The 23,378-nt window shown below is 53.5% G+C and carries 19 protein-coding genes; 10 read left to right on the top strand and 9 right to left on the bottom strand.

Annotated features, from left to right (window positions below):
• The first annotated feature begins 54 nt into the window (after positions 1 to 54).
• Complete coding sequence (locus tag QN359_RS03335; protein ID WP_322247223.1) at positions 55 to 3,435, top strand: PAS domain S-box protein; 3,381 nt, start codon at positions 55 to 57, stop codon at positions 3,433 to 3,435.
• A gap of 61 nt (positions 3,436 to 3,496) precedes the next feature.
• Positions 3,497 to 4,525 carry a tRNA (adenosine(37)-N6)-threonylcarbamoyltransferase complex transferase subunit TsaD gene (gene tsaD, locus QN359_RS03330; RefSeq protein ID WP_322247222.1) on the top strand — a complete coding sequence of 343 codons (1,029 nt, stop codon included), beginning with the start codon at positions 3,497 to 3,499 and terminating at the stop codon, positions 4,523 to 4,525.
• A gap of 30 nt (positions 4,526 to 4,555) precedes the next feature.
• On the opposite strand, the gene plsY is transcribed toward tsaD, so the two are convergent.
• Positions 4,556 to 5,161, bottom strand: coding sequence for a glycerol-3-phosphate 1-O-acyltransferase PlsY (gene plsY, locus QN359_RS03325; protein ID WP_322247221.1), 606 nt, complete (start codon positions 5,159 to 5,161; stop codon positions 4,556 to 4,558).
• 358 nt (positions 5,162 to 5,519) lie between these two features.
• On the opposite strand from plsY, the gene QN359_RS03320 reads away from it, so the two are divergent.
• Together QN359_RS03320 and QN359_RS03315 are read left to right on the top strand one after the other, a co-directional pair.
• A complete protein-coding gene (locus QN359_RS03320; RefSeq protein ID WP_322247219.1) occupies positions 5,520 to 5,699 on the top strand; it encodes a hypothetical protein in 180 nt (59 codons plus the stop codon).
• A gap of 122 nt (positions 5,700 to 5,821) precedes the next feature.
• Positions 5,822 to 6,265: a hypothetical protein gene (locus QN359_RS03315; protein ID WP_322247217.1), complete on the top strand. Its 444-nt coding sequence runs from the start codon at positions 5,822 to 5,824 to the stop codon at positions 6,263 to 6,265.
• 104 nt (positions 6,266 to 6,369) lie between these two features.
• On the opposite strand, the gene QN359_RS03310 is transcribed toward QN359_RS03315, so the two are convergent.
• On the bottom strand, positions 6,370 to 6,861 hold the full coding sequence (locus QN359_RS03310; protein ID WP_322247216.1) for an aminoacyl-tRNA deacylase: 492 nt from the start codon (positions 6,859 to 6,861) through the stop codon (positions 6,370 to 6,372).
• A gap of 377 nt (positions 6,862 to 7,238) precedes the next feature.
• On the opposite strand from QN359_RS03310, the gene QN359_RS03305 reads away from it, so the two are divergent.
• Both QN359_RS03305 and QN359_RS03300 read left to right on the top strand, forming a co-directional pair.
• A complete protein-coding gene (locus tag QN359_RS03305) occupies positions 7,239 to 10,133 on the top strand; it encodes a TonB-dependent receptor domain-containing protein (protein ID WP_322247215.1) in 2,895 nt (964 codons plus the stop codon).
• Positions 10,134 to 10,217: 84 nt separating this feature from the next.
• A complete protein-coding gene (locus QN359_RS03300; RefSeq protein WP_322247214.1) occupies positions 10,218 to 12,206 on the top strand; it encodes an alpha/beta hydrolase family protein in 1,989 nt (662 codons plus the stop codon).
• Positions 12,207 to 12,210: 4 nt separating this feature from the next.
• Here the strand turns inward: QN359_RS03300 and xerD are convergent, their stop codons facing one another.
• The 3 genes from xerD to QN359_RS03285 form a co-directional block, all read right to left on the bottom strand.
• Positions 12,211 to 13,149: a site-specific tyrosine recombinase XerD gene (xerD, locus tag QN359_RS03295; protein ID WP_322247213.1), complete on the bottom strand. Its 939-nt coding sequence runs from the start codon at positions 13,147 to 13,149 to the stop codon at positions 12,211 to 12,213.
• Between the two features lie 12 nt (positions 13,150 to 13,161).
• On the bottom strand, positions 13,162 to 13,659 hold the full coding sequence (locus tag QN359_RS03290; RefSeq protein WP_322247212.1) for a methylated-DNA--[protein]-cysteine S-methyltransferase: 498 nt from the start codon (positions 13,657 to 13,659) through the stop codon (positions 13,162 to 13,164).
• A gap of 535 nt (positions 13,660 to 14,194) precedes the next feature.
• Positions 14,195 to 15,205 (bottom strand): TRAP transporter substrate-binding protein, encoded by a 1,011-nt coding sequence (locus QN359_RS03285; RefSeq protein ID WP_323493194.1) that lies wholly within the window; start codon positions 15,203 to 15,205, stop codon positions 14,195 to 14,197.
• A gap of 146 nt (positions 15,206 to 15,351) precedes the next feature.
• On the opposite strand from QN359_RS03285, the gene QN359_RS03280 reads away from it, so the two are divergent.
• Together QN359_RS03280 and QN359_RS03275 are read left to right on the top strand one after the other, a co-directional pair.
• On the top strand, positions 15,352 to 17,331 hold the full coding sequence (locus QN359_RS03280) for a PAS domain S-box protein (RefSeq protein ID WP_322247210.1): 1,980 nt from the start codon (positions 15,352 to 15,354) through the stop codon (positions 17,329 to 17,331).
• Positions 17,332 to 17,381: 50 nt separating this feature from the next.
• Positions 17,382 to 17,972, top strand: coding sequence for a response regulator transcription factor (locus tag QN359_RS03275; RefSeq protein ID WP_322247208.1), 591 nt, complete (start codon positions 17,382 to 17,384; stop codon positions 17,970 to 17,972).
• A 24-nt stretch (positions 17,973 to 17,996) separates the two neighbouring features.
• Here the strand turns inward: QN359_RS03275 and QN359_RS03270 are convergent, their stop codons facing one another.
• Together QN359_RS03270 and queG are read right to left on the bottom strand one after the other, a co-directional pair.
• Positions 17,997 to 19,319, bottom strand: coding sequence for an MATE family efflux transporter (locus QN359_RS03270; RefSeq protein WP_322247207.1), 1,323 nt, complete (start codon positions 19,317 to 19,319; stop codon positions 17,997 to 17,999).
• Between the two features lie 7 nt (positions 19,320 to 19,326).
• Complete coding sequence (gene queG, locus QN359_RS03265; protein ID WP_322247206.1) at positions 19,327 to 20,412, bottom strand: tRNA epoxyqueuosine(34) reductase QueG; 1,086 nt, start codon at positions 20,410 to 20,412, stop codon at positions 19,327 to 19,329.
• A gap of 79 nt (positions 20,413 to 20,491) precedes the next feature.
• Between queG and tsaE the strand changes: the two genes are divergently transcribed.
• Together tsaE and QN359_RS03255 are read left to right on the top strand one after the other, a co-directional pair.
• Positions 20,492 to 20,977, top strand: a complete 486-nt coding sequence (gene tsaE / locus QN359_RS03260; protein WP_322247205.1) for a tRNA (adenosine(37)-N6)-threonylcarbamoyltransferase complex ATPase subunit type 1 TsaE — start codon at positions 20,492 to 20,494, stop codon at positions 20,975 to 20,977.
• Positions 20,941 to 22,329: an N-acetylmuramoyl-L-alanine amidase gene (locus tag QN359_RS03255; RefSeq protein WP_322247204.1), complete on the top strand. Its 1,389-nt coding sequence runs from the start codon at positions 20,941 to 20,943 to the stop codon at positions 22,327 to 22,329. The genes tsaE and QN359_RS03255 overlap by 37 nt, the downstream gene beginning before the upstream one ends.
• Before the next feature lie 7 nt (positions 22,330 to 22,336).
• On the opposite strand, the gene QN359_RS03250 is transcribed toward QN359_RS03255, so the two are convergent.
• Positions 22,337 to 22,672 carry a hypothetical protein gene (locus QN359_RS03250; protein ID WP_322247203.1) on the bottom strand — a complete coding sequence of 112 codons (336 nt, stop codon included), beginning with the start codon at positions 22,670 to 22,672 and terminating at the stop codon, positions 22,337 to 22,339.
• Between the two features lie 2 nt (positions 22,673 to 22,674).
• Positions 22,675 to 23,322, bottom strand: a complete 648-nt coding sequence (locus tag QN359_RS03245; protein ID WP_322247202.1) for a VTT domain-containing protein — start codon at positions 23,320 to 23,322, stop codon at positions 22,675 to 22,677.
• Positions 23,323 to 23,378: the final 56 nt, after the last annotated feature.

Here is a 23,378-nt window from a genome sequence, read left to right as displayed (position 1 = left end):
GCCAGCGACGAAACATCAGCCACCATGACGATAACTTTTTTTTGCTAAGCGACCATGCAACCGCCTCGTATTCCCGATAATGAAACGCAACGCCTCGATGCCTTGCGCGCATCCGGTTTGCTCGACACCCCGGCCGAAGCCCGCTTCGACCGCTTGACTGACCTAGCGCAGCAAATTTTTAATACATCGATCGTCCTGATCTCGCTGATCGATAGTGAGCGCCAATGGTTCAAATCACGTCAGGGGCTCGATGCCTGCGAAACCGGCCGCGATATTTCTTTCTGTGGTCATGCGATTTTATCGGCAGAGATTTTTTGTATCGACGATGCCCTCAGCGATGCGCGCTTTGCCGATAACCCGCTGGTATTGGGCCCACCTTTCATTCGTTTCTACGCAGGTGCTCCGTTGCACAGCGCCAGCGGACAGTGTCTCGGTACCTTATGCCTGATCGATACCCTGCCACGTCATCTGACAGCGGCAGAACTGCATATTTTGCGTAATCTGGCCGATTGTGTAGAACATGAAATCAGCAACCAGCAAGCGCAACGCCAGCACGACGCCATGCTCATGCTCAACCGTATTACCTCACTCAATTTGCAAGACCCGCAGATGTTGTTACGCGAAACCTTGGCGCTCGGCTGTCAGTATTTAAAACTGGCCGATGGCGTGATCACGGAATTCGTCGGCGCGGACAGCGTGATTCGGGTATTGCAGTCGGCCGGTGGACAATTTCATGAGGGTCAACATTTTTTCAGTCCAACCAGCCAGACCGATCATCTGCTGCAGGACAGCGGGGTGACGGCGATTGCCGACCTCGGGCCGCCGAGCGAACCGCTCACTGCCGACGGCCCGCAGCTGCGTGCCTATATCGGTGTGGCGCTGCATCTCGATGGCCAACGCTACGGCAGCTTGAGTTTCGCTGACCGCAGCGCGCGCAGCAGCGACTTCAGTCAGCTCGACCGCGAATTCGTCAATGTGCTGGGCGACTGGGTCAACAGCAGCCTGCGTGGGATGCAGTTGAACCGCGCGTTACAGCGCCAGCAGGCACTCAACGAGGCAGTCGCCCAGGCGCAAACCCAATTCATCAAAGAACAAGATCGCGGCACAGGCTTCGATGCTTTATTAAGCACAATGTTAGAGCTCAGCGCCAGCCAATACGGTTTCATCAGCGCTGTGGTCGATCATGTCAATGCCGTGCCAGCGCTGGAAGTGTGCGCGCTTGCCGATCTGACTTGGGATAGCAAAACCCGTTTGCGCGCGCAAAAAAACAAACAGAATAATCTGAACTACCGACAAATGCTCAGTCTGAGCCAGGATGCGCTGCGCACCGGTCAAGCGCTGCTGTACAGTACCGATGCAAGTACTACACCGGCAGTCTTGGGGGCAGCACCGGCCTGGCCACATTGGCTGACCATTCCGGTACGGCATGACGAGACGATCGTCGCCCTGATCGGCTTGGCCAATGCGACGCCAGTCTATGATCAAAATTTGATTGATTTTCTACAACCGGTTACCAATGCCATCGGCCAGTTGATCAATGCCGGCTATATCGCCCGACAACACAGCGACAGTGAACTGCGCTTGGCCAATATCATCGAAGGCACCCATATCGGCACGTGGGAATGCCACATCCCCACCGGTAAAACTACTTTCAACGCACGCTGGGCGGAAATGCTCGGCTATACCTTGGAAGAGCTGCAGCCGACCACCATCACCACTTGGCTCAATCTGTGCCATCCCGATGAAATGCAGGCATCGGCGGCCATGCTGGCGCAGCATTTCCGCGGCGAGCTGCCGCACTACGATATGACGACGCGTCTGCGTCACAAAAACGGCCACTGGATCTGGGTGCGCGATCGCGGTTGCGTGGTCAGTTGGTCGGCCGACGGCGCGCCGCTGGTGATGGCGGGCAGCCACCAGGATGTCACCATGGAACGCAGTGCCGAAGAAAAACTGGCGCATGCCTACGCCTTGCTGGAACAATCGAATGCCGCTGCCCGCATCGGTACTTGGGAATACGATTTGCAAAGCGAGCGCGTTGAATGGAGTAAGGTAACGCGACAAATCCATGAAGTCGCGCCCGATTACTGTGTCAATGTCACGCACGCGCTGGCCTTCTACAAAAAGGGCAAGCACCAAGATCGGGTACGTCTGTTGTTTACCGCAGCAGCGCAAAAAGGCGAGGGTTTCGACAGCGAATTTAAAATTCTGACGACCCGAAACAATGAGCGTTGGGTGCGCGTAATCGCGCTGCCACAGTACCAGAATGGCGCCATCAAGCGTATTTACGGTACCTTTCAAGATATCACCGAGAGCAAAATCAGTGCCCAGAATATGCAAGACCAAGCGGCCCAAACCCAAGCGATACTCGATAACGTCCTCGACGGTATCATCACCGTCGACCATCGCGGCCTGATCGACTCCTACAACTTTGCCGCCGCCGATATGTTCGCTTACCATAAAAACGCTCACCATCAAGAGCAATTAACCGGACAGCACTTCAGCGTGCTCTTGCCTATCTTGGCAGAACCGCAGAATTCGGTACTGCGATTTACCGGCAACCGCATCGAAAACCTGATCGGCACGGCGCGGGAAATCGAAGCACGCCGCAAAGACGGCAGCATCTTCCCACTCGAATTATCGATCTCGACCGTCACACGGCGCGGCCGCCCGCTGTATATCGGACTCATGCGCGATATCACCGAGCGCAAACGCTTGGAACGTATCAAAAATGAATTCATCTCGACCGTCAGCCATGAGTTACGCACCCCGCTGACCTCGATTTCAGGGGCACTCGGTCTGATACTCGGCGGTGCCACCGGCGCTTTGCCACAAAATTTAGCACCGTTGCTCAACATTGCCAGCAAAAACAGCCAACGCCTGAGTTTTCTGATCAACGACTTGCTCGATATGGAAAAGCTCAGCGCCGGCCAAATGCAGTTCAATATTCAACTCTATGCCTTGCCGAACCTGCTGGCGCAAGCGGTGGAAAGCAATCTTACCTTCGGCAGTCAACGTAGAGTATGCCTGCAACTGATCGAACCGGTACCCGATATCAGCCTGGCAGTCGACAGCCACCGCTTCATGCAGGTGTTGTCGAATTTATTATCGAACGCGATCAAATATTCGCCCCCTGGTGAAACCGTGGAAATTCGCGCGACCCTGCTGCCGACGGCCGTGACGATCAAGGTCAGCGACCGTGGCAATGGCATTCCGGCCGAATTCCGCGCGCGTATTTTCCAAAAATTTGCCCAAGCCGATTCCTCCGATACGCGCGAAAAAGGCGGCACCGGGCTCGGTCTGGCGATATCGCGCGAATTGGTCGAGCATATGGGTGGCAGCATAGGCTTTGACTCGGTCTGGGGCCAAGGTGCCGACTTCTATTTCCAGCTGCCGCTGCCGGAAAGCGTCGCAAGCGCGCCCACAAAGCTATAATCACGCCTTCACCGCCGCGCAGCACGCTGCGCGGTCTCACTTCACTTTGTAAAGTTGCATCATGATAGTTCTCGGCGTTGAATCTTCCTGCGATGAAACCGGACTGGCCCTGTACGATACCGAGCGCGGCTTACTGGCGCACGCACTGCATTCGCAAATCGCGATGCACCAGGAATACGGCGGCGTGGTGCCGGAACTGGCCTCACGCGACCATATCCGCCGCACCCTGCCCTTGCTCGAACAAGTCTTGCGCGAGGCCGCCATCGAGCGCCACGCCATCGATGCCGTCGCCTATACCCAAGGGCCGGGGCTGGCTGGGGCACTGCTGGTCGGGGCCTCGTTCGCCTGCGGTCTGGGGATGGCGCTTGATCGACCAGTACTGGGCGTGCACCACCTCGAAGGCCACTTACTCTCGCCGCTCTTGGCCAGCACACCGCCGGCGTTTCCCTTTATTGCCTTGTTGGTATCTGGCGGTCATACGCAGTTGATGCGGGTCGACGGCGTTGGTCGCTATACGCTGCTCGGTGAAACTCTGGACGACGCCGCCGGCGAAGCCTTCGACAAATCAGCCAAGTTACTCGGTTTAGATTATCCGGGCGGTCCGGCGATTTCTCTGCTGGCCGAACAAGGCGACCCCAGTGTGCATCAGTTTCCACGTCCGATGTTGCACTCGAAAGATTTCAACTTCAGTTTTTCCGGCCTCAAGACCGCGGTTCTGACGGCCGTCAAAAAATATCCGGACGCACTGAGTGAAGTCGATAAAGCCAATGTCGCACGCGGCTTTGTCGATGCCATCATCGATGTCTTGACAGCCAAATGTGTAACGGCGATGAAACAAAGCGGTTTGCAAAGACTGGTGATCGCCGGCGGCGTCGGTGCCAACCGCCAGTTGCGCGCCTCGCTCAATGCGGCAGGAGCGAAAAAACGTTTCCGCGTGTTTTATCCGGAATTGGAATTTTGTACCGACAACGGTGCCATGATCGCCTTCGCCGGTGCCATGCGGCTGCAGCAAAACCCCGCCTTGGCAACGCGCGACTATGGCTTTAATGTGCGGCCACGCTGGCCGCTGCAAGAATTGACGGCAGCCTGAGGCTGCTGGCTTGGGCGGCCTAAGGAAACTCTATTTTTTTTTGCTGCCCAAACGACTTTCCTTACCGGCAAGCAGATTGCCGATATTTTGACGATGCCGATACACGAGCAATACACTCATGGCCGACACAGCCAGCATCATTTCATTATTGCCGAACAAAAAGCCGTAATACAAAGGCGCAAAAATAGCGGCAATCAGTGCGGCCAGTGAAGAATAGCGGAAGGCAAACGCCACCGCCGCCCAGGTCACCAGCGTGGCGACACCAAGCCAAACATTAATGCCGAGTAATACACCGGCAGCAGTCGCCACTCCTTTGCCGCCGACGAACTTGAAAAATACCGGCCACAAATGGCCGAAAAACACCGCCAAGGCAACCAGTGCCACGGCACCGGCCTCCAGCCCGAATTCATTTTGATAGCGCAGTGCCAACCAAACTGCGAACCAACCCTTGAACGCATCACCGAGCAAGGTCAGCACCGCCGCTGCCTTGTTACCGCTGCGCAGCACATTCGTGGCACCGGGATTTTTCGAACCGTAAGTACGCGGATCGGACAAGCCGAACAATTTACTGACCACTACTGCAAACGACAGTGAGCCGATCAGATAAGCGGCGATGACCGCCAAAACAGTATTCATAGGTTTCCTCGATGGTGTCCGGTTAGGCTGCTAGCCTGAATTTTGCAGCCGATTACGGTTAAGTCCGACAGACTGTTAGCACGAATACAGCTTGCCGAGAGCGAATTCTACCCCAGAACAGTAGGATGCTGGCTCCTCAAACATGCTGCTTTGCTGAACCTTGACGCACATTGACATCGATGACGAAACTGAGAGCAGATGCCAGAGCGAAGGGATTTTGCATCAAAATGCCGTCAATAATTGAATGACTGGAACTTTCCCAAAAGCATATTGACATGTCAATTTCTTTTTGTAATTCTATATTGGCCTTTGCAAGACGTATTCCGGCAGACTTTTAAAACTTTTCTGGAAGATCAAAATGCAAGAACTGAACATAGAACAAATCGAATCTGTCGTAGGTGGCACCATAGGTGGACAACTATTCCCAGGTTACATTTTTGGCGAGGCCATGAATATGGCAGTAGGTGGATTTGTTAGCTGGTGTAATTCCGGTGCCGGAATTGGCGGCCGTATGGATACCATGGGTAAGCTGGGGTGAACAGTAAGCTGATAAGCGGGTACGTGACTATTGGAGCGAATTCAATTTCAGTTAATGAATTTTGCCAGTATTGTCTATTATAGCTTATGCAACTATCACTTTTTAATGCGTCCATTAACAAGTTGAACTATGCTGCTACTGCCATACTTTACGCGGCACTTTGGTACAGCGCTGTTGTGGCAGCTGTAATAATTTTCTTTTCAGACCAATCATTGGATGAAGAGTTAAGCACAACACCCATACGAGCTTTAGGTTCACTAGGGTTTGGTGCCGTAGTAGCCCCGCTGATTGAAAACTTCATTTTCACTTCTGCATTAAAATTATACGCCGACAGCAATCCCAAAATGACTGCCTTCATTGCAGCAGCAATTGCTGCTGCACTACATGCTCCGAGGAGATCTTTTTTTTCGTTCGGTCTTTTTTATATCATTGCAGCAGTGTATTTAACCCATTTCAAGAAGAATCCCAAATACGCCTTTTTTCTTGGTTTTTATATACATTCCGTTTGCAACTTTCCTGCATCAGTTATTCCACTACTTTATGCAACCGGACTGCTTGCGAAGTAACACTCAGAAAACCTTGGTGTTTGCCAAGGAAACACAGAGCCTGACGCGTCTGGATATCAATCGCGTCGACACGTGATAACAGCGCCCCGCATCCCACCCCATTGTCACTCTCCCAACGCACACGACACTGGCGTGGCGTGCAGCAGACTGATTAACAAAGCTGGTGCGATACCGATTAAATAGCCACGTTGTCCGCCGTTGATGTAAATTTTTTCCAACTCCAGAATGCTGCTCTCCACATATACCGGCAATTTTTTCCTAGTGGCAAACGGCGAAGTGCCACCGACCAGATAGCCGGAATGTTTTTGTGCAACTTCGGGCTGACACGGCGCAATCGCCTTGCAGCCGATCTGACGCGCCAGATTCTTCGTCGATACCTTGCAGTCGCCGTGCATGAGCACGATCAGCGGCTTGGCCACTTCGTCTTGCATCACTAAAGTCTTGATCACAATATGCTCGGCCACTCCGAGCTCGCGCGCCGACACCGCCGTCCCGCCGTGCTCTTCATAGGCATACGGGTGTTCACTGAACAGTGCCTGCTGGGCGCGTAGAAATTGCGTCGCCGGCGTCATCGATACGTGTTCTTTTTTTGCCAAATTCAATTCTCACAAGTGTGGCTATAGAGGCGCAATTATAGCCGCCTCAGCCCGGCACCGCAGGCCAAAAGCAACAAGCCCGCCGCGCATAATTTCACTTTTAAAAGATAAATTGAAAAACTGAGAAATGACACAAAGCAACAATATCATGCAGAAAATGACCATTTTTTCGCAATATGAAGTTAAAAAACAACAAAAACTTGGCAGATAGAAATCATCAACGCTTATTTAGGATAAATTATTTTCATTCGGAATTGAGTTGTGAATTTCTTTTTTTCATTTTCATCGGGCGGCGAGCATGTTTTGAGCTGCCGAAAAAACTCCAGCCCAGCCGATTATCACTTCGCTATTGCCATGTACTCACTGAGGAACTCATCATGCATACCCATTTCAAAACCAGGCCACATCCAATCGGCGTGGCCATCAGTATCTTGACCGGATCGCTGCTAGGCAGCGGCATGGCCGTGGCCGAAGAACTCGATGACAACGACAAGCCGCACCGCGTCGAGGTGACCGGCTCGAATATCAAGCGCGTCAGTAAAGAGGGTACCTCGCCGATACAAACTATTTCGGCGCAAGAGATACGCAATAGTGGTGCCTCGACGGTCGCTGAATTACTCAAAAAAATACCCTCACTTGGTGTCGGCGGTTTTAATGACAGCCCCGATCAAAATGGTTTTTCACGCGGGGTTGCTACCGCCTCGTTGCGCGGTCTCGGCTCGACCTCAACACTGATTTTATTAAATGGCCGACGCATGACGCCGTCTGCCTATGCCAATCCAAACAACGGTCAATCGACCTTATACGACCTCAACAGCATCCCAATCTCCATGCTCGAACGAGTAGAAATTTTCAAAGACGGCGCCTCCGCCGTCTATGGTTCCGATGCGGTAGCCGGGGTCATCAATTTCATCACCAAACGCGATTATAAAGCAGGCGAAATTTCGACCAGCATCAGCGCCAACGACGACCGCGAATTCGGCCGACAAAACCTCAATGGAGCGATCGGCTTCGGCGATCTGGGCAGCGCTGGTTACAATATCCTGTTTGCGCTCGATTACTCACAAAGAGCAGCGACCAGCACGCGCCAAGGCTCGAACGACATCCAAGCCGCTCAGTATGCGGATATGAATTTCCGCCTCAATCCCTATAGCAGCAGTGTCTCGAACCAAGCGTTCTTTTTTCGGGAAAAGGAAGCGGGGGCCAACGCATTTTTGTCTACCGGGCCAACGGTGATTAATCAAACCAACTGCAATCCTGAGCGGCTGATCGTCGGTGGGCCTGCCAATAACATCACCAGCGGGCTCTTATACGACCGCACATTTTGCAACTATGATGTAGACCAATTTGCCGAAGCACAAAGCAAAGCCGATGATCTCAGTTTACTCTCGGTGGGCAACTTGAAAATCAATGACCATCTCACTGCATTCAGCGAAGTCGGTTTCTCTGTTTCACAGCGCGTCTATCGTTCCCCCGCACCCGGCATGAACGGCCTTTCCCCGACGACCAACTTTCTACTCGGCGGACTTGCGGCGCCATTCCAAGCAATCTTACCTGTTGGGCACCCAGATAATCCTCACAGCGATGCCCGCAGCGCCATCATGTATCGCTTTGAGAATATCAAAGGCGGCACCGATTTAGAAAACCGTAACATCCGCGCCGTAGCAGGACTGCGTGGCAGCCTGTCCGACTGGGATTGGGAAAGCGCCGTACTGTGGAATCAATCCAAACGGACCGAAACGCGTTATGGATCATTGTACTTACCGACGCTACGCACACTGATCTCAGAAAATCGCCCCTTGGCGGCGCTCGCGGCCGACCCCAGTATCAGCCCCAATTTAACCAATATCGGTATCGCCGAAATTCTTCAGTGGGATGCCAAAGCGAGCACGGAATTCGGCGAACTGCCGGGCGGTGCTATCGGCTTCGCCAGCGGGCTGGAGTTGCGTCAGGAAAAATTAGTGATCACCCCCGATGCCTTGAATGCGCGCGGCGAAATCCTCGGCTTAACGACCACCGCCATCGATGCCAAACGCAATGTTGCCTCGGCTTTTTTTGAAGTACGCGCGCCGTTCTTGAAAAATTTTGAAATGGACCTGGCTGGCCGCGTCGACAAGTACCCTGGTCTGAAAACCAATTTCGTTCCTAAGATCGGTGCCAAGTACACGTTCAACGATAAAATGGCCTTGCGCGGCGCGTACTCAGAAGGCTTTCGAGCCCCCGCGCTGTCACAGGTCGCACCCGGTGGCGCGCAATATTTCGTGAACGGCTTGGTTGATCCGCTGCGTTGCCCGAACGGCGTGACACCGGTGGACGGCGCCAATATCTCCGATTGCAATAGCCAAATCTCCGGCGTCGGTGGTGCCAACCCAGATCTCAAGCCGGAAACCTCTAAAAGTATCTCACTCGGCCTGCTCCTTTCACCGACAAAGGATATGGACATCACACTCGATGCCTATAAAATTCGTAAGGAAGGTGAAGTCAGTCTCAGTAGCCCTACTTTTTTACTCGAACATCCGGAAAATTACCCGGCTGACTCTATCATCCGCGATAACAACCCCTTGAATCAATTAGTCGACGCCAACGGTCGCCCAGTCGCCGGCACCGGTCCCTTGCTGGCCGTCAAAACGCCGTGGATCAATCAAGGTAGTACGGAAGTCAGTGGTCTTGATCTGGATATGCAACTGCGTAAAAATTTGGGCGAATATGGCAAGCTGACTGCCACCCTCAATGCCAGCTATCTGATTTCCTATCGCCGCGCAGAACAAGCCGGTAACCTCGAACGGAATGCCGTCGGCACCGCCGGTGGAATCAATGACTGGGCCACCTCAGTCGAGGAGATTCCGCGCTTACGCAGCAGCCTGTCACTGCTGTGGGAAAAAGAGCCGCATAAGTTGGTCGCCACAGCTAACTTCATCGATAGTGTTTCGATGGTGCGACGCTACGACAATACACTCACCTATCCGACGCCATTTTGTCATTATGGATCAGGGCAACCAGCCACTGCAACCGCGCTCGGCGGCGTTCCCAAATACGATGCGTATTACCCAGATTGCCAAGTGCCAAGTTGGACCACGTTCGACCTTGCCTACAGTTACAGCGGATTCAAAGACCTGACTTTAGGAATTCATATCAGTAATATTTTAGATACCAAAGCACCCTATTACCCGGCCGGTAACACGACCTCCATCGTTGAGCAAGGCTACCAATCCGCCTTGCACAACAACACCGGACGCTATTTCAAATTCATCGCCAAATATACCTTCCGATAGAACATTAACCAGCTCCTCCAGACGCTGCGATATTGAGATGGTGCGACGCAGCGTCTCTTATATGCTTTTGATTGCGAGATCATCATGAATACTTTTTGTCATCCGATTCACAGCTTGCTGTTACTCAGTGTTTTTCTCCTTACGCCTCTCAGTGCATTTTCCATGTCAAACGCCGACTCTATCCCAATCGAACATTTCTTTAAAAATCCGCAACTGTCACAAGTCAGGCTTTCGCCTGATGGCAGTCACCTTGCCCTGCTTGCTGCCGGTCAGAACGACCGGCAGGTTCTGGCCGTCATGAAGATTGAAAAATTACAAGCAAGCATTGTCGCCGCGTACGACAAAACCGATGTTGTCTTCTTCGACTGGGTCAATAATCAGCGTTTGGTTTTCGGTGTTGGTGATCGCGATCTCGGGGTTGGCGAACAAAGCAAAGGAAACGGCCTGTTCGCCGTCAATGTTGACGGCAGCGGGTTCCGGCAATTGATCGAAACCGCGACCGATATCACCAGTGCTGGCGGAAAATTTCGCACCCTCAACGCCTTGCACAGTTTCGTCGATATCACTCATGTGAACGGCTCAAATGATATTTTTGTCGGTCGCGCTAGCGGTACGAAGAAAAATCCCACTATAAGTCTGCTCAAACTCAATACCGTCAATGGCTATCACGAAATCGTCCCCACCCCCAGCAATGCCAATGGCTACCTGATTGACCGAAGCGGTGAAGTACGAGTCGCCATCACGACCAACGATCATATCACCGGCATTCATTACAAAGATCCCGACACCCAGCAGTGGCGACTATTGATTGAATTCGACAGTGTCAAGGAAGCGGGATACAAACCGGTTTCCATCGGCCTTGATGGCAGTCTGTATGTACAAGCCACGAATAGAAAAAATACTCAGGCAATTTATCGCTACGATTTGAAAAACCAGCGCCTTCCCGCGCTCGCCCTGCTAGAGAGTCGTGATTTTGATTTGGACGGTAGGTTTATTTACAATGCAGATGAGGCCAAATTGCTTGGCATTCACTATGAAAGTGATGCCGCCGCCACAATATGGTTTTCCGACAAATGGCGTGAAATACAAAAAACGATTGATGCCGCTTTGCCCAATACCATCAACCAGCTCTCTCTTCCAGAGGAAAAATCTTCTGCTGTCGTCTTAGTCCATACGTTTTCAGATGTCCATCCTGGTGCGTATTTTTTGTTTCATACCGACACCCGCACATTGACGCCTATCGGTGACAGGTATGCAGACATCCGGCCCGAGCAAATGTCTTCGAAAGATTTTTTCAAAATACAGGCACGCGATGGCATGCTTATTCCGACTTATTTAAGCTTACCGAAAAACGGCCCCAAACAACAGCTCCCTATGGTCGTGCTGGTGCATGGTGGTCCGTATGTCAGAGGAGGACATTGGAACTGGGAACGCGAAGTACAATATCTCACTTCGCGCGGCTATGCGGTATTGCAACCTGATTTTCGCGGTAGTACTGGCTACGGCGAAAAACTGTTCAAAGCGGGCTGGAAGCAATGGGGACTGACTATGCAAGACGACGTGACCGATGCCACGCGATGGGCAATCGCTGAAGGCTATGCGGACCGTCAACGAATTTGTATTGCCGGCGCAAGTTATGGTGGCTATGCGACCTTAATGGGATTGATCAAGGAACCTGAGCTGTATCGCTGCGGCATTAGTTGGGTTGGCGTCACGGACATTAACTATTTGTTCGATATCAGTTGGAGTGATACGGCCGGCACCATCTGGTCACGTTTTGGTATGTCGGCGATGATCGGTGATCAAGTCAACGATGCGGCGCAGTTTTCTGCCACCTCTCCGCTCGTTCAAGCCCACCGCTTGAAGAAACCCCTGATACTGGCGTATGGCGCAGCGGATCGACGGGTACCGCTGATACATGGAGAAAAATTTCTGGCAGCCGCCCCCAAAGAGGTGCCGATTGAGTGGATCAGCTATGCCGAAGAAGGCCACGGCTGGCGCACATTGAAAAACAATGTCGATTTTTGGCAACGCGCCGAGAAATTTCTCGATTTGCATACGCGAGTCGATTGATTGACTAGCCGCGCGGATGATGCAAAGCATGCAACTGCTTCAATCGTTCGCGCGCTACGTGGGTGTAAATCTGCGTGGTCGAAATATCGGCGTGTCCAAGCAGCAGTTGCACCACACGCAAATCGGCACCATGGTTGAGTAAATGGGTGGCAAATGCATGGCGTAAGGTATGCGGCGAGAGTGGCGTGACGATGCCGGCGGCGGCGGCATATTTTTTGATCAATATCCAAAACATCTGACGTGTCATGGCCCCGCCACGCGCAGTGACGAACAAGGCCTCATCGATCTGGCCTTGTAAAATCTCGGCGCGCGCGTGCTGCAAATACTTTTCCAGCCACTGCCGCGCATCTTCACCGAACGGTACCAGACGCGTCTTATCGCCCTTGCCGGTCACCCGCACCACGCCGTCATTGAGGCTCAGTTCCAGCGCTTTGAGCCCGACCAGCTCACTCACGCGCAAACCGCAGGCATACAATAATTCCAGCATGGTTCGGTCACGCGTGCCCAATACGGTGGCCGGCGGTGCCTGCAGCAGAGCTTCCACCTCGGCTTCGCTGAGTGTCTGCGGCAAGCGGCTCGGTTGTTTGGCCGATTTCAATTTACTGCAAGGATTGAGGCTGACTAAGTTCTGACGCAGCGCCAGTTGATAAAAACGTTTGAGCACCGACAGGCGGCGATTGGCCGAGGTCGCTTTGGAACTGGCATGCTTGGCCGAGATATACGCGCTGATATCGGCATGATCGATTTGATACAAATCTTTCTGACAGCGCTGATACTGCCATTCGGCGAACAGGCGCAGATCGCGCCGATAGGCGTCGACGGTATTTTTGGCCAAACCTTCTTCCAGCCACAGCAGATCACAAAACTGATCGATCTGCGCCGTCAACGCCGCCGGTAAGGCGGCGGCGGCGCGCAAGGCGGCGACATCGGCTCTGGCGACCATCAGATCAAAACCTCAGACATAGGCCGCCACACCTTCATGCGCCAGCAACCAGCGTTTGACGCCAAGGTGAAAACCAGTCTCTTCATCGTGATGGGCAAAGCCACCTAAACCGCCGACGGCAGTGACACGATGACAAGGAATCAGCAAAGGAAACCAATTGGCGCCGCAAGCCTGACCGACTGCGCGCGGCGCTGAACCGACATGCTTGGCCAACTGCCCATAGGTAGCGACTTCGCCACGCGGAATAGTGGCAATCGCTTGCCAAACGCGCTGCTGAAATGCGGTGCCGACGGCAGCGAGCGGCAAGCTGAAACGGAAATCAGGATCGTCCAGATAGGCCGCTACCTGAAGCGCCGCTTGCTCGGCCAACGCATCGAGCGGAGCTTTTTCAGTAAAACGCGGCGGCAGATAGACCAATTCACACAGACTGGCGGCACGACTGCGAATGCCGATGGCACCGAACGGTGCCTCGACGATGGCGGAAAAAATCGCCGTTTCGTGTTCGGACATGCTGTTTCTCCCTATGGAAACGCTATTTTATTACAAACGTGGTCGCAGCCTACAAAAGAAAAAAGGCGCATCAGACGATGCGCCTTTAAAATTGTTGTCGCGTTTTCGGCTGTTTAGTGTCCGGTCTACACCGTCACTCAGCTTATAGTAAAAACGCGCGTCTCCTCAGTGTACGGTATCGATACCGTTTTTTGCACTACCGCCTTTTAATCTTTCTTTATCCGTGCTTTTGCCCAATGGCAACTAAGCTGTTTTACTTGGCACAAGCTTACCGCTTACCAACAACTCATCTGGGCAGAATATAGCATGGGAAAATACACACGGCAAAAAAAACAGTCTAAAACAAAACAGAGTGTTGCAGATATGTAAAAATTATTTCCAAAGTGAGGAAATGTGTTAGGCGGCCATAGCTTATTTTGAAATGTCGACCTGTTTCGATTTTTTTAACTGGCGATTGAGGGTTTATTCAAATTAAAAAAGGCGCTGTCAGCGATCAAAAAATGCAATAATTGCTGCACCGCAGCATGCTGCTGATTCATTTTTTTTCAGCCAATGCTGCCTCGAGATTGACGCGGGCGATCAAGTCTGCACTGATCCGTCCTGCCATATTTTTTTGCACTGGCAGCAAAGCTGCTTTCCATGCCAGCAAGTCTTTTGCGCTCAAGCTCACTACCAGCGTCTTGCCCGAGCGCCGCACCGCCACCAACGCCGCTTCATTCTCTTGTTCGGCAATGGTATTGGCATAGATGGTGGCACTTTTCATCGCCGTTTCCAGTTCATCACGTATATCGCCAGGCAAATCATCCCAGAATTTTTTATTCACGATGACGGCGTAGCCGAGATAAGCATGATTAGTCAGCGTCAGATATTTTTGCACTTCGTGCATGTGCTGCGTATACAAATTCGATATCGGATTCTCGGTACCGTCGACCAAGCCGGTTTTCAAGGCCTGAAATACCTCCGAAAACGCCAAGCTCATCGGCACAGCACCGAGCGCACGCATTTGCAGATCGATCACTTTCGATGGTTGTATGCGCATTTTTTGCCCACGCATATCGCTCGGTACACGGATAGGCTTGTTCGACGACATCTGCTTGAAACCGTTATCCCAGAATGCCAGACCGACAATGCCCTTGGTTTCCAATTTTTGCAGTAAATTTTGGCCTACCGGGCCTTGCGTGACACGGTATAAAGTGGCTTTATCGGGGAAGATATACGGCACATCGAAGACTTCAAATTCTTTGATGCCGAGCGGCGCAAACTTGGCCAGCGACGGTGCCAGCATCTGCACGGCCCCTAATTGCAAGGCCTCGAGCTCTTCCTTGTCTTTGTACAGGCTGCTGTTGGGATAGACTTCCACTCGTACCCGCCCCTTGGTGGCGGCTTCGGCGAGCGCTTTGAAGCGCAATGCAGCCTTAGCTTTGGGCGTATCGTTGGCGACCACGTGGCTGAATTTAATGACGATAGTCGACTGCCCCCAGGCATGGCAACATGTCAGCAGCAACAGCACTGACAGACAGCGCAACAAGGTACGGGAAATCGACATGCAGGTCTCATTATCATAATTATTTTTCACTCCTGATGATCACTAGTCCGCCCAGACGGCGCAATTGTGGAAAACCACATTCACTGCAGAAAGCTGGCAGTTTGTTTCACCTCTGCAGTAAACTAGTCCAACAACCCTGACTGATGATGAAAAAATTCTACCAAACTCAACGATGGCCTAACCAAAAATGGCGCTGGATCTTACCGATCCTGCTGGTATCCCTGTTCCTTGCCACCCTGATTTGGTTGCCTTGGCAAGCACAGCGTATGGAAGCCAACGAACGCCAAGAACAATTAATCGCCGATACGCTCTGGGTTGAGCAAGCGATTCAGTTTCAGCTCAATCGCAATGATGAAATGCTGCGCCAAGTCGGTGCCGAAATCAGTGCCATGAAATTACCGGTCGATGCAGCCTTGCGACGCTTTACCGGTTTAGTCGAAAATAACCACGAAATTGAACGCATCTCTTGGTATGACCAGTTCGACCATGTCGTCACCACTACCAGCACCCTGCGCGAACGCTCGACGCTACCGCATTTTGAATCAGGGGTGCCGGAGATCGACCTCAAGACGCGCTGTTACCCGCCGGTTTCCGATGGTAATTCTGCCATCGCTTATCAGTTGAGCTGCCAAATCCCCTTGATACATGAGAAGCGCTATGCCGGCAGCATCGTCATCAATTACAAACTCAAGGGCATACTGGACGAGCTCGTGCCATGGTGGTTTGCGCATGACAACCAAATTACCCTGGTTGACAGCGACGACAATGTCTTTGCGGATCGGGCCGCCGGCGGCATCGGTAAAAACGTCTATATTCACAACCGCACACTCGACCTGCCCGGCATCACCTTGATCTTGCGGACCAACAGTATCAAGAGCGAACCTAAGCTGTTGGCGAATTTACTCGTGCTCATGGTGATCGTGCTCTCACTCGGGCTGATCTGGAGCCTGATCGCCCTATGGCGCGACATTAACCGCCGTCTGGCTGCTGAGGGAGCCTTACGGCAGCAAGTGACGTTTCGCACGGCGATGGAAAACTCGCTCGTCACCGGTCTGCGCGCGCGCGACATGCAAGGGCGGCTGACCTATATCAACCCGGCCTTCAGCAGAATGATCGGCTATCCGCCCGAAGAGATCGTCGGACGACTGCCACCGATGCCGTATTGGGCCCCGGAAGCGCTGGAAGAATACAAACAACGCTTCACCCAACTATTAGCCGGATCGGTGCCACAAGATGGTTTCGAAACCATCTACCAACGCGCCGACGGTCAGCGTATTCCAGTGCTGGTGTACGAGTCGCCGCTCATTGCCGAATCAGGTGAACAAACCGGTTGGATGAGCTCCATCCTCGATATTTCCGAACTCAAGCATGCGCAAGAACTGAGCCGCCAACAAGAAGAAAAACTGCATGCCAGCGCACGCTTGGCAACCATGGGGGAAATCGCCTCGATGCTGGCACATGAATTGAATCAGCCGCTGGCCGCGATTTCAAGTTACACCACCGGTGCCATCAACTTGCTCGAAGCCGGCGACAGCGATAAAGTTTTACTGCAAAGCGCGATGAGCAAGGTGCATGCGCAAGCGCAGCGGGCCGGACAAATCATCCGCAGCGTGCACGAATTTGTAAAAAAACGTGAACCGAGCAGAGAGCAAGTTGACCTCTGCGAACTGATACAATCAGTCATGCCGCTGATCGAATTGCAAGCGCAATCGTCATATATTCCTATCCAATGGCTGCCGCCAAGACAAAGCCCGAAAGTACTGGCCGATCAAGTATTGATTGAACAAGTTTTACTCAATCTGACTCGCAATGCTATCGAATCGATGCAAGACACGCCGCCGGCCCGGCGCAGCCTGCGCATACAAGTACAGCTCGACTTGGCACTCGACGCCATTGCGGTAGAAGTGATCGATCGCGGCCATGGCATTTCCAGCAGCATTGCCGAGCAATTGTTTTCACCGTTTTTTTCCACCAAAGCCAGCGGCATGGGCATGGGCCTCAACATCTGCCGCACGGCGATCGAATTCCACGGCGGCAAACTGACCCACAGCGACAACCCTGGTGGTGGTACTATCTTTCGCTTTGTGTTACCGACATTTCACGAACCTGTGTCACCGGCCATGTGAAGCGCGCTGCTGAGCACGCCAAGACCCGGCCAAGCCTATCTGGAGAGAATATGCTACATATCATCGACGACGAAGATGTCATCCGCGACGCACTGGCTTGGCTGGCCCGCTCGCGCCAGATCGGCGCATTGGTTTACGGCAGCGCGGAACACTTTCTCAGCACACTGGACCAAGCTTTTCATTTTGACAGTCAGGGCGATTGTCTGCTATTGGACGTGCGCATGCCGGGCTTGAGCGGCATACAAATGTTCGACCAACTGGCACTGCGCAAGCTCACGCGTCGACTACCGGTGATTTTCCTGACCGGCCACGGTGACGTACCCATGGCCGTCGATTCGCTCAAACGCGGTGCGTTCGACTTCTTTGAAAAGCCGTTTAACGACAATAAATTGATGGATAGGGTGCAAGAGGCGCTGGAACAATCGCGCCAAGCCGGTGCCGCTGCAGCCATTCACGAACGCCTGGCCAGCTTGTCGGCACGCGAAAAAGAAGTGTTGGAATTGATCTTGCAGGGAAAAATGAACAAGGTCATCGCCGATCAGCTCGGCATCAGTATGCGTACCGTAGAAGTACATCGCGCGCATATTTTCGACAAAATGCAAGTTAAAACCGCGGTTGAACTGGCGGGCATTCTGAAATAAAGCCAAGGCCGATGCGCTTACGGCTCATACAAAATTATTCTCCAGCAGGTGCCGCCGGTAGAGCCAAGCACTGAGCACGAGTGTCAGTATTTCGGCCAGCAACAGGGCAAACCAAATCCCACTGGCCCCCATCCATGCGACCAGCAAGCACAATGCTGCCAGCAATAAAACGAAACTGCGCAGCAGTGCGATCACGGTAGAGCGCAGCGGTGCTTCGATAGCGGTGAAATAACCGGAAATAAGTAAATTGGCACCGGCCGGAATGAAAGCCAGCGCATACCACGGCACTGCGGTGCCGAGAATGTCCCAGGCCTCGGCATGCTCACCCGGTAGCAGCCACACAATCAGTTGATCCGACTGTGTCCACATCAGCAGCATCGCGCCAGCAGCGAACAACAATACACACAGCGCACCGATATGCATGGCCGAGCGCAGCGCCTGCCATTCCCCGGCACCGCGCTGAAAACTGACCAGCGTTTGCATGCTCTGCACCAGCGCCACCATGGTCACGACGGCTGCGATGGTTAAATACTCCAAGACCGCATACGCTACCAAGCCGGCCTGACCAAGCTGACCGGCGATGACCCAATTAAAGGCTAGAATCGTGAACGCCGGGGCCAATTCGCCGAGTAATTCCGACAAACCGTTATAAGCAATCTGAGCAAGCACATTGACTTGTTCAAATGCATGCGACACCAAGCGCAGATGCGCGGCCCGCCACACATGATACGACAGCATCAGCAGCGCCGCCACCGCATGGCTGATGCCGGTAGCCCAAGCGGCACCGCGCATGCCGTAAGAAAATTCGACGATGAACAGGTAATCAAGTCCGATATTAAGCAGCGCGCCGATGCAAAGACACAGTAAACCATAGCTGGCCGCGCCTTCCACTCGTAAAAATAATTCCAAGGCATAACTGAGCGTGGCAAACAAGGTGAAGCCGGCCGCGATTTGCAAATAACTCTCTGCATACGCGCGCATCGGCCCCGGGGGTACCACCATCTCAACCAGCCAGCCGGCCCCCAAGCCCAGCGCCAGCGAACAGGCCAGACCGAGTACGCACAATAAACAACAAGACTGCGTGAAGGCGGCCGCGGCCGCACGCGCCTCGCCGGCACCGAGCAAGCGCGCCACCAAGGTGGCACCGCCGACGCCGACCATCACACTCAAGGCATACGGTATATATAAGAACGGTACAATCAGATTGAATGCCGCCAGACCAGTGCTGCCGACATAACGGCCGATGAACACGCCATCGATGAACGCATAGGCACTGTACACCCAGGCGGCGAGTACGGTAGGAATCGCCAAGCGTAAATACTGCCGAAACAAAATAGCGGACCACATAAAAAATTCAGGCTCCGTTCACACCATGGCAGGTCAGCGCCCAACTGACATGTTCGCGCACCAGCGCCGACGGATGCTGAGCGCGCGCGCGCAACGCCGCGACGATGGTGGCGTCGCCTGGCAATGCAACGGCGGCATTACCCAGCCCGACGGCGAGATTGCGCAACCAGCGTTCATGGCCGATGCGGCGTATCGGACTGCCCTCCATGCGCTGTAAAAACTGTTCTTCGCTCCAAGCGAACAGGTCGACCATGCGCGCTTGATCGAGCCCGTGTCGCACCGCGAAATCATCGAGTTCGCTGGCTTGTGCAAACTTATTCCAAGGACACACCAGTTGGCAATCATCGCAGCCATAGACGCGGTTACCGATCAGCGCGCGCAACTCGAGCGGAATGCTGCCATGTAATTCGATGGTCAAGTAAGAAATACAGCGGCGCGCATCGACTTGATAGGGTGCGACGATGGCCCCGGTTGGACAAGCCGTCATACAAGACGAACACTGACCGCAATGCTCAGTCACCGGCGCATCGACCGGCAAGGGCAGATCGATCAAGATTTCTCCGAGAAAAAACATCGAGCCGGCATGGCGACTCAAGAGCAGTGTGTGCTTACCGCGCCAACCCAAGCCAGCCTTGGCGGCCAGCGCCACCTCCATCACCGGTGCTGAATCGGTATACACCCGATGGCCGAACGGACCGATGTCTTGCGCAATCCGATCGGCCAGTTGCTGCAAGCGCGCGCGTAACACTTTGTGGTAGTCGCGACCACGCGCATACAGTGAAATCACCGCCTGATCGGCCGCCTGATTTTGCTCGGCAGCGCGCCAGCCTTCGGTTTGCGGTAAATAATTCATCCGCACAGAAATCACCCGCACCGTGCCCGGTACCAGCTCGGCCGGACGACTGCGCTTGCTGCCATGCGCGGCCATATACGCCATGTCACCATGATACCCGGCGGCCAGCCATTGCGCGAAATCGGCTTCGACATGGCTCAGATCGACATCCGCGATCACCACATCGGCAAAACCGCACTCACGCCCCCAGAGCTTGATGCGCGCCGCCAGTTCGATCAAAGAGGAAGCAGTGTGCGTCATCGGCACGCCCGCGCTAAATATACAAGGACCGGACGATATGCTATGTTAAGCGAATTCATGAATACAGACTTGGCTGGAAATGTCACATTATAAAACCACACTGCCCGATGAGGCAGCCACACAAACTTTAGGGAAGTGTCTGGCACGCGTACTGCAGCCGGGCATGTCGCTATTTTTACATGGCGACCTCGGTGCGGGCAAAACTGCACTCGCACGTGCGCTCATTCATGCAGCCGGCTACCATGGCACAGTCAAAAGCCCGACCTACACGCTGGTCGAGCCGTATCCAGTGACTTTGCACGGCCAGAAATTAACAATACTGCATTTTGACTTATATCGCATGGTCAGCGCAGAAGAGTTTTTAGACGCTGGGTTTCGCGAAGAGTTCAATGCCTCTAACATCTGCCTGGTCGAATGGCCAGAAAAAGCCGATGGCATCCTGCCGCAAGCAGATTTACAGTTATTTTTACGCGTCGCCGGTGACGCACGTGAGGTAGAATTGCACGCGTTGTCTGTCAAAGGTATCGCATGTCTCGCATCACTCCAATTCGTTCCAAATCTGTAAGCCCGCAGCGTCGCCGTACTCTGCTCAAAGCCGGCGGCACCTTGCTGCTGTCGGTATTCGTCACGCCCTTGGCACGGGCGGCCAAAATTCTCGCCGTGCGCGTCTGGCCGGCGGAAGACTACACCCGTGTCACGTTGGAAAACGACAGTGAATTGGTGACTAACTTTTTCACCGTCAAAAATCCGGAACGCCTGGTCGTCGATATCGAAGGGCTGGAACTCAATCCGACCTTGAAAGAACTGGTCGCGAAAATCCAATCCAACGACCCCTACATACGCCAAGTCCGAGTCGGCCAAAACAAGCCCAATGTGGTCAGGCTGGTGTTCGATTTGAAAGAAGAAGTCAGCCCGCAGGTATTTACCCTGCAACCGGTTGGCAATTATAAGCACCGTCTGGTATTCGATCTGTATCCGGCCAATGCGCCCGACCCGATCGCCGCCCTGATTGAAAAAGGCGACTGGCAAAATGATGGCCAACACGCCCAAGTCGCACCGACCACACCTATGGGCGAACGCAAAGCCGAGCCAGCCGAATTGCCGGCCGAAGCCAAAGCGAAACCATCCGCCAAACCGGAAAACCGGCCCGACAGCAGTGTCGCGGCGAAACCGCTCGATAAATTCGATAGCGCCAACCCTTTGCTTATGCGCATGATCACCATCGCCATCGACCCCGGTCATGGCGGCGAAGACCCAGGTGCCACTGGGCGCGGTGGCAGTCGCGAAAAAGATGTCGTGTTGGCGATTGCGAAACGCCTCAAGGCAAAACTGGAACAACACCCGAACATGCGCGTCATGCTCACACGCGACGCCGACTACTTCGTACCGCTCAATGTGCGCGTACAAAAAGCACGCGCCGTGCAAGCCGATCTGTTCATGTCGGTGCATGCCGATGCCTTTGTCAATCCGACTGCTCGCGGCTCATCGGTGTTCGCCTTATCCGAAAAAGGTGCCAGTTCCAGTGCGGCGCGCTGGCTGGCCGATAAAGAAAACGCCGCCGATTTGATCGGTGGCGTCAACATCAAAACCCATGACCGTCAATTGGCCAGCGTCTTGCTCGACCTTTCTACCACGGCGCAAATCAACGATAGCCTGAAACTTGGCAAGGTGGTACTCAATGAAATCAGCGGCATCAACCGCTTACACAAGGGCGCGGTCGAACAAGCCGGCTTTGCGGTCTTGAAGGCCCCGGATATTCCCAGCATCTTGATAGAAACGGCCTTCATCTCCAACCCCGAAGAAGAAGCCAAACTGACCGACGACGCCTATCAAGACCAAATGGCTGAGGCCATCGTCAAGGGTGTCAAAAAGTATTTTTCAAAGAATCCACCGCTGGCAAAAAGTCGCCTGACCTGAGCTCGCCTCAGCCAAGCTCTACATGGGCGCTGGAATCGCAAGCGCTGCCGGCGGCAATCCAGCGCCGCACGCGTCGCCCCAACCAAGCATGCAGCGGCAAGGGCAGCGCGCGCAGAGTACGCACATAGCGCGCCGGCTGCAACACCATGCCACAGCGATAATGCTGCCCTGCTTCATGCCATTCGAGCGCGCGGCAGGGTCCGCGGCGCTGCCACAAAAAAATAAGTGCCACCGGGCAAGCCTCGGCAGCACAACACACACCACAACCATTACACGCCTGCCCGAGCGGCGGCTTCATCGGTGCCGCCTGGTGCAACCAGATACGGATCGATGAAGCGGCCAAGATCAGACCGCCTTACGCCAGCCGCGACACAGCTTCCACAAGGTACCGAGCAAGATAGGAACAATCGCAGCACCCACACCAACGAGCACAATGCTATTCAAATGCTCACGAATGAAAGGAATATTACCGAAAAAATAGCCGCTCAATACCAAACTGAAAATCCACAGCAAGGCGCCGAGCACATTGAAGATTTGGAAAGTACGATGCGTCATATCGGAAATGCCGGCCACAAACGGCGCAAAAGTACGCACGATGGGAATGAAACGCGCCAGCACCACGGTTTTGCCGCCATGTTTTTCATAAAACTCATGGGTTTTTCTCAGTGCCGCTTTATCAATCCAGCGGTAATCACGTTCCAGCACCCGGTGGCCGATCTGACTGCCTATCCAGTAATTGACGGTATTGCCGAGTATCGAAGCGAGCACTAACAAAACGATCAGCACCCAGACATTCATGGCACCGGTCGCGCTGAAAGTGCCGGCAATGAACAATAATGAATCGCCGGGTAAAAACGGCAGTACAACAAACGCCGTTTCACAAAAAATAATCGCAAACAACACGACATATACCAAGGTGCCATATTGTGCAATCACCGCACCGAGCATTTTGTCGACATGCAAAAGCATACCTAATAATTGCATAAAATCCATTATCATCCTAGTCTGGGAACCCGCGGATATCATACACTAAGCCGCTGCGCGCGCAA

It is taken from the genome of Undibacterium sp. 5I2, from assembly GCF_035019605.1.
Classification (GTDB): Bacteria; Pseudomonadota; Gammaproteobacteria; order Burkholderiales; family Burkholderiaceae_D; genus Undibacterium.
This window is presented reverse-complemented; position numbering and strand designations above follow the sequence as displayed.